Origin of the sequence: Pseudoalteromonas sp. XMcav1-K (genome assembly GCF_044005875.1) — a bacterium.
In the GTDB taxonomy this organism is placed as follows: Bacteria; Pseudomonadota; Gammaproteobacteria; order Enterobacterales; family Alteromonadaceae; genus Pseudoalteromonas; species Pseudoalteromonas spongiae.
Genome location: NZ_JBIPJE010000033.1, coordinates 77,077 through 91,876 on the forward strand (window position 1 = coordinate 77,077; position 14,800 = coordinate 91,876).

Below are 14,800 nucleotides of genomic sequence, written 5' to 3' on the forward strand. Positions count from 1 at the left end.
GTTATTCAACCGTTAACTGCATAAAGCCACTTGAGAAACGACCACTTTCAGGAATGTAACAAAGTAACTGCTGACCTTTTTCAAGGGTATTCGAGCGCAGTAGCTCCGATAACATAATGAAAATAGAGGCCGACCCTGTGTTGCCGCGCTCAGTTAAATTGGTGTACCACTTTTCGTATGGAATCGTAAAGTCGATGTTTTCAAGTCCTGCATATAAACGTTCTCTGAAATAACCCGATGAGTAGTGAGGTACAAATAAGGCGTAATCACTGGCAACGAGTTTACGTTTTTCAATGATGCGGCTTAGTGCGTCTTCTACGGTATATTTTACAATGTTTTCATTCAGTAAACGCACGTCTTGCTTGACCGTCATAATCGACTGTTGTGTCACTTCTTCTGCAGAAAAACGGGTCCAGCTTTTAAGTTGGCCATCATCTTGTTTTACTGCACCGGCGTACATACAGGTTTCTAATTCATTGGCATACGAAATAATATCAATCCAATCAATTCTCAGATTGAGTTGTCCCGCCACAGGTTTGTTTTGTAAAAATGCGGCACCTGCACCGTCAGACAGCATCCAACGTAAGAAGTCTTTTTCAAAGGCTACTTCAGGGTTTTGTTCAAGTGTTTCAACTTTGTGCTGGCATTCTTTATCGAAATTTTTAGCAGTCATCATGCTAGAAGCAATTTCACTGGCAACCACCACGCTGTTCTCAACTTCTTCAGCTTTAATATTCAGGTAGGCATACTTAAGTGCGGTAACACCACATAAACAAATGCCTGATGTTGAAACCACCTCGCAGGGCGGATTGTTTAATTCACCATGCACCATTACGCCATGGTTAGGTAATGTTTGGTCTGCTTGGCTGGTACTCGCAATTAAACTTTGAATCTGATTAAGTTCAGTTGGATCAGTAAAAAGGCCTTTTACTGCTTGTGCTGCAAGCGACGCATTTGTGTGCGTCATTTCTTTGGTTTCTGGATCGATTGCGTAATAACGTTGCTTAATTTTGTTGCTTCGCAAAATTACAGCGCGCGCTCGAGATGGTTTATTGCCAGCCATTCCGAGCAGATTTTCCATTTCTTTGTTTGATACAGGCTGGTTCGGTAAAGCGTCAGCCATCGCTGTAATATAAACAGGACTTCCCATATGTACTACTCTCCAGATGGTTCAGCGTAATAGGCTTTTTGTTTTGCAATTTTTTTGCGTGTTAACGGCGCTATTAGCTTTTTAATAATTGCGGTAATCGGCACGACGGTGAGGATTAAAGTCACTAAGAATACAACATACACACTTAATCCAACGGCACGGCCAAAACTTTGCTGTGAGCCGAACTTTTTAAGAATTTTCGACCAAATAGAGAAGCTATGGTTGCCAACGCGTTCACTCGCAATCAATTTTTCATTTATCTTAACTGCCTTCATGCCAAAAAACATTGGGCGGGTAATCTGGGTATCATTCAATAACAAGCGTTGTCTGATAGCATAACCAAAGCGTTTTGCATCAGCGATATCTGTTTGTGATACACCTGCCGCAGGCACCCAACTAAGTGGCTTTTTCTTTCCTGTCATCATCCAAAGAGGTGTCGCTAAAAAGCTAAATGCAGCCCCGCAGTCATCGCTAAGCACGACGTTATCGACCAAGTTTGCATCGGCATCGGCTAATAGCTTTTTCATTTTTTCTTGCGCTGATAACCACATGCCGCGACAACCGATCAATGTAACAACAGGGGTGTCTTTAAAAAGCTGTTTTGTTTGCGGTAATTGCAAGAAAGATGAAATTGGTAACGAAGGGGTTAAAAACCACACTTGATAACTAAGGATAATTAAGTCGTATTTTTCAAATTGAGTGTCAAACGGTTCTAGCTCAATTGGATCCATTGCGACGGTTTCAGGAAATACACGAAAGAACTGACCGAACGGCCAAGGAAAGGGGAAATCTACCTTAGGTTTGATCACTAAGTGATCAACTGTAATCTCTTTATTTTCCTTGAGAGGACCAACAACTGAGTCCAAAATGCTTGATAGTTGCCCAGTTTGTGAATAGTTAACAGTTAGAACTTTGCGCATTATTAAGACAGTATTTATTCCATTAAAAAGAAGTTATTATATAAAACATTAATATCTAAGTGAATCTTAATTGGACAATGTTTTGTATGTTAATGTTTAAGCGAAGTATTATTTTGTCGGTTGCCTTATTTAGCGCTGTCTCCAATGCTAATAGCTTATCACTCGAGGTTGAAAATGATGTGGCTGCTTTGGGTACTTTGCATGTTCAGCTTTTTCAGTCAGAACTCGGCTTTTCGCAAGATTCAAAAGATTGGCAGTCGCTTACGCCTTATCAAGAGCAGCATATTGCGATTAATGGTCAAAATGTCTTGGTTGATTTTAACGACTTGCCAACGGCTTGGTACGCAGTTCGTTTATATGTGGACGAAAACGCCAATCAAAAGCTCGATTTATCTCGCGCAGGTATTCCCAAAGAAGCGGTAGGTTTTTCCAATAACCCTATGTTATTTGGCGGCAAACCTAAAATTGCCAAAACCAGCTTTAAATTATCTGAAAACAGTAAAAGCCAAATAAAATTAATGAAAGATAAACGAAAATAATCGTTTATCTTTCAAATAGAATGACTTAGTTCACCACAAATGGTGTTTTCGCACCAGCATCCAATTGAGCGATTAGTTCGTGCGTATTTACGTCTGTTGCTTGCTGTGGTGCTAATTCAACTAAAAGCGCGTAACAGCGGCGCGTTTTTTCACTTTCTTGCCAAATTACAATAATTGCAGCGTCGGAGTTTTGCTCAGATAAATCCAGCTCTGCCACTAACAACGTTTTACTTAGTTTGTTGTCGGTGCACCCTAAGAACAAATTGGTTGCTTCTAGGTTGAACTGTTTTGCCAAATAGTAATTTGCTGCATTGCCTACGGTTGCAACAAAATCGAGCGGTTTAAGCGGTGTATTTTGTGCTAAATCGAGCAGTAAACTTTGCAATAATTCCAATGAAAAATACTGTGCAGCACTAAATAGTGCGTAACGGTTTTCACTATTTAAGCTCGGTGCAATTTTAGCAACTGCTTTCATTGCGGTTAATGTAAAATTATCGAGTCTACGTCCATTAATCGCAAAATCGTGTTTTAATTCTTGGCGCAGTTGCTTATTGGTTTTGTCGCGTGGTTCGTCAACAATCGCGTAGTTCAGTACGTTTAATGTCATCAAGCCACCTCAACAATTAATGCCGCGTTATTACCACCAAAACCACAGTGATTAAGTAATATATGTTGGTAACTTGATAGTGGCTTTGCGTCACTAAACGGTCTTAAAATCGTATCTGTGTTTAGGTATTCTGGCCTTGGTATAACAAGCTGTTGCTGATGCAAGTAGTCCATTAATGCTAATTCTAATACGCCACAAGCCCCTAAGGTGTGGCCAGTAAAAGGTTTAAAGGCAAAAATAGGCGCATGCTCAAGCCATTGATTAAATGCGTTTAGCTCAGCCTGATCGTTATTTAAGGTGGCCGTGCCGTGTACTTTTATCAAATCAATTTGTTTAGCATCAAGGTTGGCTTTTTTAAGCGCCATTTCAATAATCGCTTGAATATGTACGCCAGATTCTTGTGTCATGGTTAAACTGTAGTGATCACAGCCTGAACCATAACCAATCAATTTTAACTGCGATGGTGAGGTGGTGTGTTTTGCCATAACTAATGCAGCAACGCCTTCACCAAGTACCAACCCAGAGCGAGACTCACTAAAGGTACGTAGCCCTTGGCTACTTTGTAAATCGAGTGAATAAAAGCCTTCTACCGTTAGCGGGTTGTAAAACTCACAACCAACAACAATGACATATTGCGCTTTATTTTGGTTTAGCAACTGGTCGGCTAAAATAACCGCGTTAGTGCCCGCAGTGCATGCTGTGTTGATGGTTAGGTGTAAGTCAGAGGTCGCAAACTGCTGTTTTAAATAACCACTTAAACGGTCGGTATTTGTAAGCCAAATAGTTTGCTCAGGTTTGGCTTCTACCGCACTGACATCTAAGCTGGTTGAACCGAGAATAATCGCAGTATTGGCAAGTTGTTCAGCAGTTAGTCCTGCTTTTTTTACAGCATTGCCTACAACACTTGAGAGCGATGAAAGAATACGCTTTTCGCTGGTATCAACAGGTAAATCTTGCATTGCAAAAAACGGCACGTCAATTTGCTCTGCCGTTTTTACTGTTTGAAACTGCGTTGTGGAAAAGTGTAATTCATTGCCGCGGCCACAGGCCGACCACGAATCAGAAGCAATAATATAACTAGGCAAGGTCTTTACTTTTTTCGCGTTCAATAAGTGCAACTATGGTGTTTATTGAGTAAAGGTCTTTACGACTTTCTTTTGAACTTTCAACACGAATACCAAAGTTTTGTTTGATAATTAAAGCAAGTTGTAGGGCATCAAGTGAATCTAAACCGACTTTAGAGTCATTGCCAAACAGCGGCGCATCGTCTTCGATTTCGTGCCATTCTATCTCATCTTCCTTGTCACACTCTTCAACAATAAGTTGTTTAAGTTTGTTTTTTAATTCTTCTATTTCCATTGTAATTTCCTAACTTTTAACTCGAATAGCCACAGTGCCAATACACCACAAATCACTGAAAAGATTATTAAAGGTAGGGCAGTGGTTAAGCTGAGTACGTCCGAGTCTGAGATAAATAAATTTTTAAGTCCTGATTGCGCCCAGTGCATAGGCGAAAGTTGCGCTATAGTTTGCATCGCCTTGGGCATGATGTCTAGAGGCACCATTAAGCCACTAATCGCCGCAAGTAAAATGTTAGTGCCGCCGCCTATTACAATCGCTTGTTCATGGCTTTTTATTTGGCTTGCGATAACCGCGCCAAAGGTCACGGCGGTGGCACAGGTTACGGCTAATAAAGGAAGGGCGGGCACGAGCTGCACTATATTAAGGCTAGGCGCATCGACCAATTTAGGTATAACCGTAAAGCCAATAATCATCAGCACAATCGCTTGCGTGAAACTGACTAAATAAAACGCCAATAGTTTGGCCGAAAAATATGCGGTATTTGAAATTGGAAAGGTGGTAACGCGCAATAACGTACCGTTTTGGCTTTCACTAATAAGCGTAATTGAAATCGGCAAAACAATAAAAAACACACCAAATACTAACCAAGATGGAATACTGTGCTGTACTGCTTGGTAGTTTTCTTCGCGCTTAAACGACACTAACTTTAATTGGTTGGTTTGCTCGCTCACTCGTGACATTTGCTCTGCAAGCGGCATGGACTCAGATAATTGCCCGGCATCGAGTAAGTAAATATGGAGCTTTACTTTCGCCAAAGCAATTTGCAAATGCTGCTTTGCTAAACTGGTCATCTGAGGCGATAAACTAGCTACATGACTAAAAGTGATCACTGAATTTGCCTGATCAGCAAATAGGGCATTTTCAAAGCCACTGGCAAGCTCAAGCGTAACATCGGCTTGTTGGTTTATATCTTGGCTAAATCCCACATCACTTAAATAGGCTTTGAGCAGCGATTCTGCCAAATTGCTATCCTGCTGGGTGATGTTTAAATTAATTGATTTAGTTAAATCTTCTGCTTTATTACTCAATGCAAATGTCATAATCAACATAAAGCTAATCGGCATTAAAAAGAGCACTGCTAGGCTGTGTAAGTCGTTAAAAATAAGCCGGAATTCTTTAATGATACTCGCTTTAATCATAGTTCTGTAAACAGCTCTTTATAGTAGTTTTCGAGGTGCAGTGTTGAATAATTGATTTCACTAATAGGCGGTAATGAAACCTGGCTAAGCTGTGCGAGCAAAGCAAGCGGCTCTTTGCACGAGCTTATTTCAATTTGGCTTGGTGAGTTTAATTGTGTATTTGGTAATAACGCAGTAATGCCTGCGATGGCATCGTCGCACAATGCACTTTCAAAGCTAATTTGCAGTGGCGCGTTTTCGCTGTGAGCTGTTATATGAATAAGTTCACCGCGTTTTAAACCATAAATCGTATCGCAAATTTGCTCTACTTCGGTAAGTAAATGCGAGGTGTAAATAATGGTTGTGCCTTGCTGTTTTAATGCGGCAAGTAGCTGCATAATCAGCTCACGAGAAACCGGGTCAATTCCTACCGTTGGCTCATCTAAAATCAATACGCTAGGCTGTTTTAACAGCGCAATCGCCAAGTTTAAACGGCGTTTATAGCCACCTGATAAATTATCGGCCTTTTTGCTAGTTACGTGACTCAGTTGGCATTGGGCTAAGGTGTTTGTAACTAACTCATCGCAGTTATTCGTTTTGAGTAAACTGGCAAAATACGCTAGGTTTTGTTGAACCGTAAGACGCTCATAAAAAGCGTATTCTTGCGGCACAAGTGCCAGCTGTTGTTTGATAAATTGTCGTGGTGTGGCGTTATCGCCATAGCAAACAGAGCCTGTTTGAGCACTTAGTAAACCAGTAATAATCGAGATTAAAGTCGATTTACCCGCACCATTTGGCCCAATTAAACCAACACATTCACCTGGCTTTATCGCAAGAGAAAGATTATTAAGCGTATCGACATCATTACTTTTGTATCGAAAACTGAGTTGCTGCAGTTTAATAATGAAGTCGTGATCTGGCACTTACGTTCTCCCTTGCCATATATGGATATCAATTCAATATGCGTGGTTAAATTTAAAGAAAACCAACATATTAGACATAGTTAATCATTCTAACATGAGGATTTCTTGCGAAGACAGTAATTTTTTATTGGCACAGTGATGCACGCAAACGAAAAAATCCTACTTATTCACGCTGCTTTAATTGCTATTAAAGTGGTGAAACAGGTATAATTTCGCCCCATTTTTAACCTTGAATTTTAAGCGATTGGCGGGTATTCATGTCCAGTATTTCAACTGAAGTTGGCAAACGTCGCACCTTTGCGATTATCTCCCACCCGGATGCGGGTAAAACAACCATTACTGAAAAGGTACTTCTTTTCGGACAAGCTCTGCAAAAAGCAGGTACAGTAAAAGGTCGTGGTTCGAATCAACATGCTAAATCAGACTGGATGGAAATGGAAAAAGAGCGTGGTATCTCGGTTACTACCTCTGTAATGCAATTCCCGTACAACGACTGTTTGGTAAACCTACTCGATACCCCAGGACACGAAGACTTCTCGGAAGATACTTACCGAACACTCACAGCGGTTGACTCGTGCCTAATGGTAATTGACGCTGCGAAAGGTGTAGAAGACCGTACTCGTAAGCTAATGGAAGTAACGCGTCTACGTGACACGCCAATTGTTACCTTTATGAACAAACTTGACCGTGATATCCGTGACCCAATGGAAGTAATGGACGAAGTTGAAAGTGAACTAAACATCGCGTGTGCTCCGGTTACGTGGCCAATTGGCTGTGGTAAAGAGTTTAAAGGTGTTTACCATATTCATCGCGATGAAACGATTTTGTACCAAACAGGTCAAGGTCACACAATTCAAGAAGTGCGTATTGTTAAAGGGTTAGATAACCCAGAGCTTGACGCAGCAGTAGGTGAAGAACTGGCTGAATTACTACGTGAAGAACTTGAGCTAGTGGTAGGTGCATCGCACGAATTTGACCAAGAGCTTTTCCTTGCAGGTGAATTAACACCGGTATTCTTTGGTACCGCACTTGGTAACTTTGGTGTTGACCATATGCTTGACGGTTTAACTAAGTGGGCACCAGCACCACAGCCGCGTCAAACAGATGACCGCCTCGTTACGGCAGACGAAGAAAAGTTCTCAGGCTTTGTATTTAAAATTCAAGCAAACATGGACCCTAAACACCGTGACCGTATTGCCTTTATGCGTATTGTATCGGGCAAGTATGAGCAAGGTATGAAAATGGACCATGTGCGTATTGGTAAAAAGGTCAGTATTTCAGATGCGGTAACCTTTATGGCTGGTGACCGTGAACGTGCAGCAGAAGCGTACGCAGGGGATATTATTGGTCTTCACAACCACGGTACGATTCAAATTGGTGATACCTTTACGCAAGGTGAAAAAATTAAGTTCAGCGGTATTCCAAACTTTGCACCAGAATTATTCCGTCGTATTCGCTTACGCGATCCACTTAAGCAAAAGCAGTTACTTAAAGGCCTTATCCAGCTTTCAGAAGAAGGTGCAGTACAGGTATTTAGACCACTGCAAAACAACGACCTTATCGTAGGTGCGGTAGGTGTACTTCAGTTTGACGTAGTTGTAGCGCGCTTAAAAGCCGAATACAACGTAGATGCTATGTACGAGAGCGTAAGTGTTGCAACAGCGCGCTGGGTAACCTGTGATGATGCGAAAAAGCTAGAAGAATTCCGCCGTAAGTGCGAAGTCAACTTAGCGCTTGATGGTGGTGATAACCTAACGTACATCGCGCCAACACGCGTTAACTTAAACTTGTCGCAAGAGCGTTATCCAGAAGTTGTGTTCCACCAGACGCGTGAACACTAATCGGCTTATTATCAAAGTGTTGTAACTTTATTGCCTTCAGTTTCGGCATTAGTCATTTAGCGGACTAAACTCCTAACGCCCAAAACTTCGGCGGCTGCGTTACAACAATTGATAAATTGCCGATGGATAAGTTAAGTACTCGGCTCTCGCAGCATTTATTTAGTCAAAAAGTTAAGTTACATTGATAACGTGTTGTGTGATGTTGTCAGTTTTAAAAACGAATAAAAATGACATGGCTTGGTTGAGATTACTCCTAAGCGGTGTGTAACAGGAAATAGAGAATGAATATTCGTCAGATATTAGTAGAAAAAGCCGTTGCAGCTATGGTTGCAGCAGGTTTACCAGAAGATACCAACCCAGCGGTAACGCAAAGTACGCGCCCGCAGTTTGGTGATTACCAAATTAATGGTGCAATGGGCGCTGCGAAAAAGTTAAAAACGAATCCGCGAGAACTTGCACAAAAAATTATCGACAATCTAGATGTTAGCGATATTGCTTCGCAAACTGAAATTGCCGGCCCAGGTTTTATTAATATTCACTTAAAGCCAGAGTTTTTAGCAGACACGCTTTCATCTGCAAACCAAGATGAAAAACTGGGTGTTGCTGAGCATGCTAGCGCACAAAACGTGGTAGTAGATTACTCATCGCCTAACCTTGCAAAAGAAATGCACGTCGGTCATTTACGTTCAACCATTATAGGTGATGCGGTAGTACGTGCACTTGAGTTCCGCGGCGACTCCGTTACCCGTCAAAATCATGTAGGTGATTGGGGTACGCAATTTGGTATGTTGATTGCGCACCTAGAAGACTTACTTAACCAAGGTGTTGATCTTGAATCAGTTGCTTTAGCTGATTTAGAAACCTTCTACCGCGATGCGAAAAAACGTTTTGACGATGAAGACGGTTTTGCCGATAAAGCACGTGACTACGTAGTTAAGCTACAAGGTGGCGATGCTCACTGTGAAAAGCTGTGGAAACTGTTTATTGATACGTCAGTAAAACACTCTGAAGAAGTGTACGCAAAGCTAAACGTTACCCTTAAGCCTGAAGATATTAAAGCTGAAAGTGCATATAACGATGCGCTGCAAGGTGTTATTACACTGCTTAAAGAAAAAGGCATTGCTGTTGAAGACCAAGGTGCACAAGTAGTATTCCTTGATGAGCTTGCAAATAAAGACGGTGAGCCATCTGTATTTATCGTGCAAAAATCAGGTGGTGGCTTCTTATATGCAACTACCGACTTAGCAGCGTGTGATTACCGTTCTAACAAACTCGGCGCAGATCGTATTTTAATCTTTGTAGATGCGCGTCAAAGTCTGCACTTCAATCAAGTTGAATTAACAGCACGTAAAGCTGGCCTGTTACGTGACGAAACAACGTATGAGTTCTGCCCATTCGGCACCATGATGGGTGAGGATGGTAAACCATTTAAAACCCGTACTGGTGGCACAGTTAAACTAGCTGAACTATTAGAAGAAGCCGTAAGCCGTGCAACTGACAAGCTAGCAGAGCGCGAATCAGACCTAAGCGCTGAAGAACGCGCTGAAATCGCACGTAAAGTAGGTATTGGTGCAGTGAAATACGCGGATCTTTCTAAGAACCGTACCAGCGACTATATCTTCAACTGGGATACTATGCTGAGCTTTGAAGGTGCAACAGCGCCTTACTTACAGTATGCATACACGCGTGTGCGCAGTATCTTCCGTAAAGCAGGTATTGACGCTGCAAGCTTAAATGCACCAATTTCAATTGTTGAAGCGCAAGAAAAGGCGTTAGCAATCAAACTAATCCAGTTTGAAGAAGTGCTAGACCAAATGATTGGTGACGCGACGCCGCACGTTCTATGTAGCTACTTATATGAGCTTGCAAGCCTATACATGAGCTTCTATGAAGCATGTCCGGTACTAAAAGACGGTGTTGAGCCAGCAACTAAAGAAAGCCGCTTAATGCTGTGTAATTTAGTGGCGAAGACGTTAGCTAAAGGTTTGGATCTACTAGGTATCGAAGTAATGGAGCAAATGTAATTTGCTTCTTATTTCGCATTAATACTGCGTCAGGTTTTTAATCTACCCCAATCACATAGCGCACTATGCTCATGGGGCTAGATTAAAAACCTTCCTTGTCTAAATGCAAACTAGTTTGCAAATAGTATCAATTTTCTTCTTCAATAATTTCTCACTCACATACTAAAGCATGCTCAGCGGCTAAAAAGCTTACTCTTTGTTTGGAAGTAAGGCCTTGTCAATTTCTCGCCTATTTGTAGGACTCTGTTTTAGCTTTAGAGCTTACCATTGGCTCTAAAGTTATTCTGAAACATGGTTGTCGCGCTGGCGACAGCAGCCAAAATGGGGCTAACGCCGGCCCCCCTTTGGATTCCCCCGACGCCCCAAAATCAAACAATTCTTCATCTATCACTTAAATGTGAACATAAACGCCATGAAGCACCACGCTAAACATCCCTGTACGCTTTCCAGCTCGAAGTCCTTTTCTCGCGTTCATAGCTAGCGAACTTCGTTCGTCTCAAAACGCGATTCACCCATGCCTACATGTCTTGCTCGACCGCTTCGCTCCCTGTCTCGCATTATTCATTTAAATTTTGCTTTCAGGTTTGATTAAAGGGGGGGGGATAAATCTTAGCAACGCTTTTCAATATCAGATTTGAGTGAGGAAGGTCGTTGGAAGTTTTTGTAATCCACTCACGATAACTATTTTAAATTTTATGTATATCGACACAGTTATAAGTGAATGCGGCAATCATTTTATCAATCGGCTCGCTATGTAAATTATAAACATTCTCGTCTATCTCATTTATGAAATTATAACGAGTTGAATTTAAATCTTTTAATTATGCTCATTTTTTACATAGCGAGTCATAAAATTTCTCGGTTATGCCAATTCTCGTTTTCTCCAAGTCAAAGAGCCATTGAGTGTTTAAATTAAAGTTGATAACCTATTAATATATTTAAATAAAAAGTATTAGTGTTCAGAATTTTTGACTGTATTCAATTTGGGATAACCGAGAATTCTCACTAATACACTGTCATGTTTCCTGTTACTTATTATGAAGTAATAATCGAGAAAATAAATTGTGTATAATATTTTTCAGTTGCTTTTGGTGTTTATAGTATTCCTTGGCTTATTTCATTATTTCTTAGTTTTTAAAAAAAACCTAAGTAAAAAACAATGGAAGCAAGTCGATTACATCTGGTTTTGTATGTCATTCATTGGTTTAATATCTTTAGCTTCTGATGTGCGTATAAGCCAAGTTTCTCAAGATAAATTAATTCAAGAGTCACACATGGAAACATTCTGGAATGTGGCTGATAGACTTTCTAAAGATGCTGCAAGTACTTACGAATGCAATGTATTTAAGATGTTTGATAACGACTCAGATAAGAAGGATTATGCACTAAATAAAGACCGATTCTCTTCAGCGTGTGAATGGAGGAAAGAGACTGAGTTATTTTTTTCTGATTTAAATCAAGAAAGTTATCCTGAAGTGAAAATTGATGATTTGCCTATACCAAAACTTGATAGTTCAGAGCTTTTAGGGGATTACGAGTGGTTACAGCGTGAGATACCTATATACAATTTACACAGAGAATCATGGTTAGAAATAAAAAGTAACTCGTTTAAGAATACGTTTGAGCAAATATTGTATCTCCTATCCCCATTTTTTATTGCAATTGCTTTAGCTTTGAGGCTGACAAAAGTTACGGGAGAAGTTAGACATGAGAATTAGTTTCTGAGCTCGTAAAACATAACAAACAATTTAAGAGCGATTCGGCACGCGTGACTTTTTTACTATGCGGTGGTTTTAGTGATTAAGGTGGCATGTGGAAACATCGGTATGGTGTGCCTCACACCTTAATTAGGCGTTACGACTGGCCGCTTATGGCACATAACAGCCCAAAACAGACAGTGTTAAGCTTTACTCCTTCACCCATTAATCAAACCTGAAAATACAATTTAAATGAATAATGCGAGACAGGGAGCGAAGCGGTCGAGCAAGCCATGTACAACAGGGACGTTGCTTCATGGCGTTTATGTTCACTCTTAAATTGTATTTGAAGAATTAGTTTGATTTTGGGGCGCCGAGGGATTCCAAAGGGAGGCCGGCGCATGCCGCCCTTTGGCTGTCGTCGCCAGCGCGACAAATATGCTGTCAAACTACACTTCTGTTGAGATGAAGATGTTAAACACGTTGGCAACAATCTAACCCCAACCCTTTATTTTAAATCAACTATATAACCAATCTTTATTGGTATTTCACACGTATCTGTTTACCATAAGCTTATACAATATCTTTTGGAAAAGATGATGAAAATTGATGATATTCGCCGTGAGTATTTAAAGGATGGTTTGTCTGAAGAGAAGCTGTTAGACAATCCAATTGAGCAGTTTGAAGCTTGGTTGCAATTAGCGGTAGACGCTAAGCTAGATGACCCAACAGCCATGGTAGTTGCAACGGTAGATAGCAATGGTCAGCCGTCGCAGCGCATTGTGTTACTTAAAGATGTAAATCCAAATGGGTTTGTCTTTTTTACCAATACTGAGTCGCGCAAGGCGCAGGAAATTGCGAGCAATAACAAGGTGAGTTTGCATTTCCCGTGGCATAGTTTGGAGCGCCAAGTAATTGTTTATGGTACGGCAAAGCCATTATCCAATTTGGCGGTGACTAAGTACTTTTTATCGCGTCCAAAAGAGAGTCAACTTGCGGCGTGGGCATCGGCGCAAAGTCGTCCTGTGTCATCGCGTAAAGTGCTGATGGAAAAATTCCAGCAAATTAAAAACAAGTTTAGTGAAGGCGAAGTGCCACTGCCGTCATTTTGGGGTGGCTACTGCATTGAACCGCATCAAATTGAGTTTTGGCAGGGCGGTGCAAACCGCTTACACGACCGCTTTATGTATAAACTTGAAGATGGCGTGTGGACTAAACAGCGCTTAAATCCATAATATGGCGTTTTTTGATACACACTGTCATATCGACTTTGATGAGTTTGAAAATGATCGTGACAAGGTGTTAACAGATGCGGCAGCGTGTAACGTGTCGCATCTGCTGGTGCCGGGCGTCACGCTTGCACAAAGCGCCAAGCTACTTTCCCTTGAAAATACCCAAGGCATTACGTTTTACAAAGCCCTTGGTTTGCATCCGTATTTTTTAAGTGAGCATCAACAGGGTGATTTCGAGCGCCTTGCAACGCTTGCTAAAAGTCATCGCGAATTTTTAGTGGCAATAGGCGAGTGCGGTATCGACCGTAGTATCGACAAGCTCGATTACCAACAGCAGCTTTTTTTACAGCATATTGAGCTTGCTAATCAGTTGTCATTACCGCTGGTGGTGCATCATCGTAAAAGTCATGACTTAATTGCCGAAGCGTTTAAAATACTAAAACCAAAATGTGGCGGTATTATTCACGCGTTTAGTGGCTCAGCGCAGGTGGCTAATTATTATGTTGAGCAAGGCTTTAAGTTAGGCGTTGGTGGCACAATTACGTACGCGCGTGCGCAAAAAACACGTGATGTGATTGCTAGTATGCCGATTGAAAACTTAGTGTTAGAAACCGACGCACCTTCAATGCCGCTTTATGGTTTTCAAGGTGAGCGCAATACACCGTCGCAGATAACGCGGGTATTTGATGAGTTGTGCGAATTAAAAGGTATCGAGACGCAAAGCGCCCGAATAATGCTTGCCGAGCAGCTTTACTCTTCGTCTTGCTCAGTACTGCGAATATAGCGTTTAACCTGCCAGCGCTTGATTTTACGCGCTAATACCCAAGTTAATACCACACTTAAAATCAACATAAGGGCAATTTGCTTGCTTACTTCATGCAGATAATCATGGCCGTCGCGGATGGCGGCCGGAAAAGTATAGGTAAGCCTAACAAAGCCGACACGCTCACCCTCAACAAACACATCATCAATAATCGGTGTCGCTAGTTTAGATAAACCGGGTAGCGCATTTGGGGTTTTTAATAAATCTTGATAAGACGCCGCAAAATCGCTTTGCGACAGTAAATTACCAAACTTATCAAACACCGCAGCAGTTTGAATAAATTCATCTTGTGCAAAGTTGTTAACTAAGCGCGTTAACGCTTGGGTATCTTGATCTTTGATGGCAAATCGTGCACTTAATGCCAACTGCTGAGCTAGCCCTTGCGCTGTGGTTTGGCTTTGATTGTTAAGTATTTGGTGGCCTTTAAAGCTAGTGTTAAAACCAATATGGGTAAGCGCAATAAAGCATATCGCAGCAATCATTAAGCGCGATATTCTTTGGTATGTTGAGGCGAAAGCCGGATTGCGGTCTTGGTTTTTTTTCATTTTGCTCAATGCCTTTTGG

General features: G+C 41.3%; 14 protein-coding genes. 6 read left to right on the forward strand and 8 right to left on the reverse strand.

Annotation, left to right across the window (positions count from 1 at the left end; genetic code table 11):
• Window position 1: 1 nt before the first annotated feature.
• Window positions 2–1,150 carry a beta-ketoacyl-ACP synthase III gene (locus ACHSBP_RS05535; protein WP_100913966.1) on the reverse strand — a complete coding sequence of 383 codons (1,149 nt, stop codon included), beginning with the start codon at window positions 1,148–1,150 and terminating at the stop codon, window positions 2–4.
• A gap of 5 nt (window positions 1,151–1,155) precedes the next feature.
• The gene (locus ACHSBP_RS05540) at window positions 1,156–2,070 is read right to left on the reverse strand and encodes a dialkylrecorsinol condensing enzyme (protein WP_395388298.1); all 915 of its coding nucleotides are present in this window, start codon (window positions 2,068–2,070) and stop codon (window positions 1,156–1,158) included.
• 92 nt (window positions 2,071–2,162) lie between these two features.
• Here ACHSBP_RS05540 and ACHSBP_RS05545 point away from each other — a divergent pair, with 92 nt between their 5' ends.
• Complete coding sequence (locus tag ACHSBP_RS05545; protein WP_157813501.1) at window positions 2,163–2,609, forward strand: DUF2141 domain-containing protein; 447 nt, start codon at window positions 2,163–2,165, stop codon at window positions 2,607–2,609.
• A gap of 25 nt (window positions 2,610–2,634) precedes the next feature.
• On the opposite strand, the gene ACHSBP_RS05550 is transcribed toward ACHSBP_RS05545, so the two are convergent.
• Genes ACHSBP_RS05550 through ACHSBP_RS05570 form a run of 5 tightly spaced genes read right to left on the reverse strand, consistent with a single transcriptional unit; the run spans window position 2,635 to window position 6,619 of the window.
• Window positions 2,635–3,216 carry a hypothetical protein gene (locus ACHSBP_RS05550; protein ID WP_100913963.1) on the reverse strand — a complete coding sequence of 194 codons (582 nt, stop codon included), beginning with the start codon at window positions 3,214–3,216 and terminating at the stop codon, window positions 2,635–2,637.
• Entirely contained in the window at window positions 3,216–4,301 is a 1,086-nt protein-coding gene (locus ACHSBP_RS05555) for a beta-ketoacyl synthase N-terminal-like domain-containing protein (RefSeq protein WP_395388299.1), read from the reverse strand. The genes ACHSBP_RS05550 and ACHSBP_RS05555 overlap by 1 nt, the downstream gene beginning before the upstream one ends.
• A complete protein-coding gene (locus tag ACHSBP_RS05560; protein ID WP_010561839.1) occupies window positions 4,294–4,575 on the reverse strand; it encodes a phosphopantetheine-binding protein in 282 nt (93 codons plus the stop codon). The genes ACHSBP_RS05555 and ACHSBP_RS05560 overlap by 8 nt, the downstream gene beginning before the upstream one ends.
• Window positions 4,566–5,717 (reverse strand): ABC transporter permease, encoded by a 1,152-nt coding sequence (locus tag ACHSBP_RS05565; RefSeq protein ID WP_395388300.1) that lies wholly within the window; start codon window positions 5,715–5,717, stop codon window positions 4,566–4,568. The genes ACHSBP_RS05560 and ACHSBP_RS05565 overlap by 10 nt, the downstream gene beginning before the upstream one ends.
• Window positions 5,714–6,619, reverse strand: a complete 906-nt coding sequence (locus tag ACHSBP_RS05570) for an ABC transporter ATP-binding protein (protein ID WP_395388301.1) — start codon at window positions 6,617–6,619, stop codon at window positions 5,714–5,716. The genes ACHSBP_RS05565 and ACHSBP_RS05570 overlap by 4 nt, the downstream gene beginning before the upstream one ends.
• A 257-nt stretch (window positions 6,620–6,876) precedes the next feature.
• On the opposite strand from ACHSBP_RS05570, the gene prfC reads away from it, so the two are divergent.
• The 5 genes from prfC (at window position 6,877) to ACHSBP_RS05595 (ending at window position 14,197) form a co-directional block, all read left to right on the forward strand.
• Window positions 6,877–8,460, forward strand: a complete 1,584-nt coding sequence (gene prfC, locus ACHSBP_RS05575; RefSeq protein ID WP_138630344.1) for a peptide chain release factor 3 — start codon at window positions 6,877–6,879, stop codon at window positions 8,458–8,460.
• A gap of 281 nt (window positions 8,461–8,741) precedes the next feature.
• Complete coding sequence (argS, locus tag ACHSBP_RS05580) at window positions 8,742–10,484, forward strand: arginine--tRNA ligase (protein WP_395388302.1); 1,743 nt, start codon at window positions 8,742–8,744, stop codon at window positions 10,482–10,484.
• A 1,064-nt stretch (window positions 10,485–11,548) separates the two neighbouring features.
• Entirely contained in the window at window positions 11,549–12,202 is a 654-nt protein-coding gene (locus tag ACHSBP_RS05585; protein ID WP_010561833.1) for a hypothetical protein, read from the forward strand.
• Window positions 12,203–12,780: 578 nt separating this feature from the next.
• Window positions 12,781–13,416, forward strand: a complete 636-nt coding sequence (gene pdxH, locus ACHSBP_RS05590) for a pyridoxamine 5'-phosphate oxidase (RefSeq protein WP_395388303.1) — start codon at window positions 12,781–12,783, stop codon at window positions 13,414–13,416.
• 1 nt (window position 13,417) lies between these two features.
• Window positions 13,418–14,197 (forward strand): TatD family hydrolase, encoded by a 780-nt coding sequence (locus ACHSBP_RS05595; protein WP_395388304.1) that lies wholly within the window; start codon window positions 13,418–13,420, stop codon window positions 14,195–14,197.
• Here the strand turns inward: ACHSBP_RS05595 and ACHSBP_RS05600 are convergent.
• Window positions 14,164–14,781 (reverse strand): AhpA/YtjB family protein, encoded by a 618-nt coding sequence (locus ACHSBP_RS05600; protein ID WP_395388305.1) that lies wholly within the window; start codon window positions 14,779–14,781, stop codon window positions 14,164–14,166. The two genes, ACHSBP_RS05595 and ACHSBP_RS05600, sit on opposite strands and share 34 nt — an antisense overlap.
• Between the last annotated feature and the right edge of the window lie 19 nt (window positions 14,782–14,800).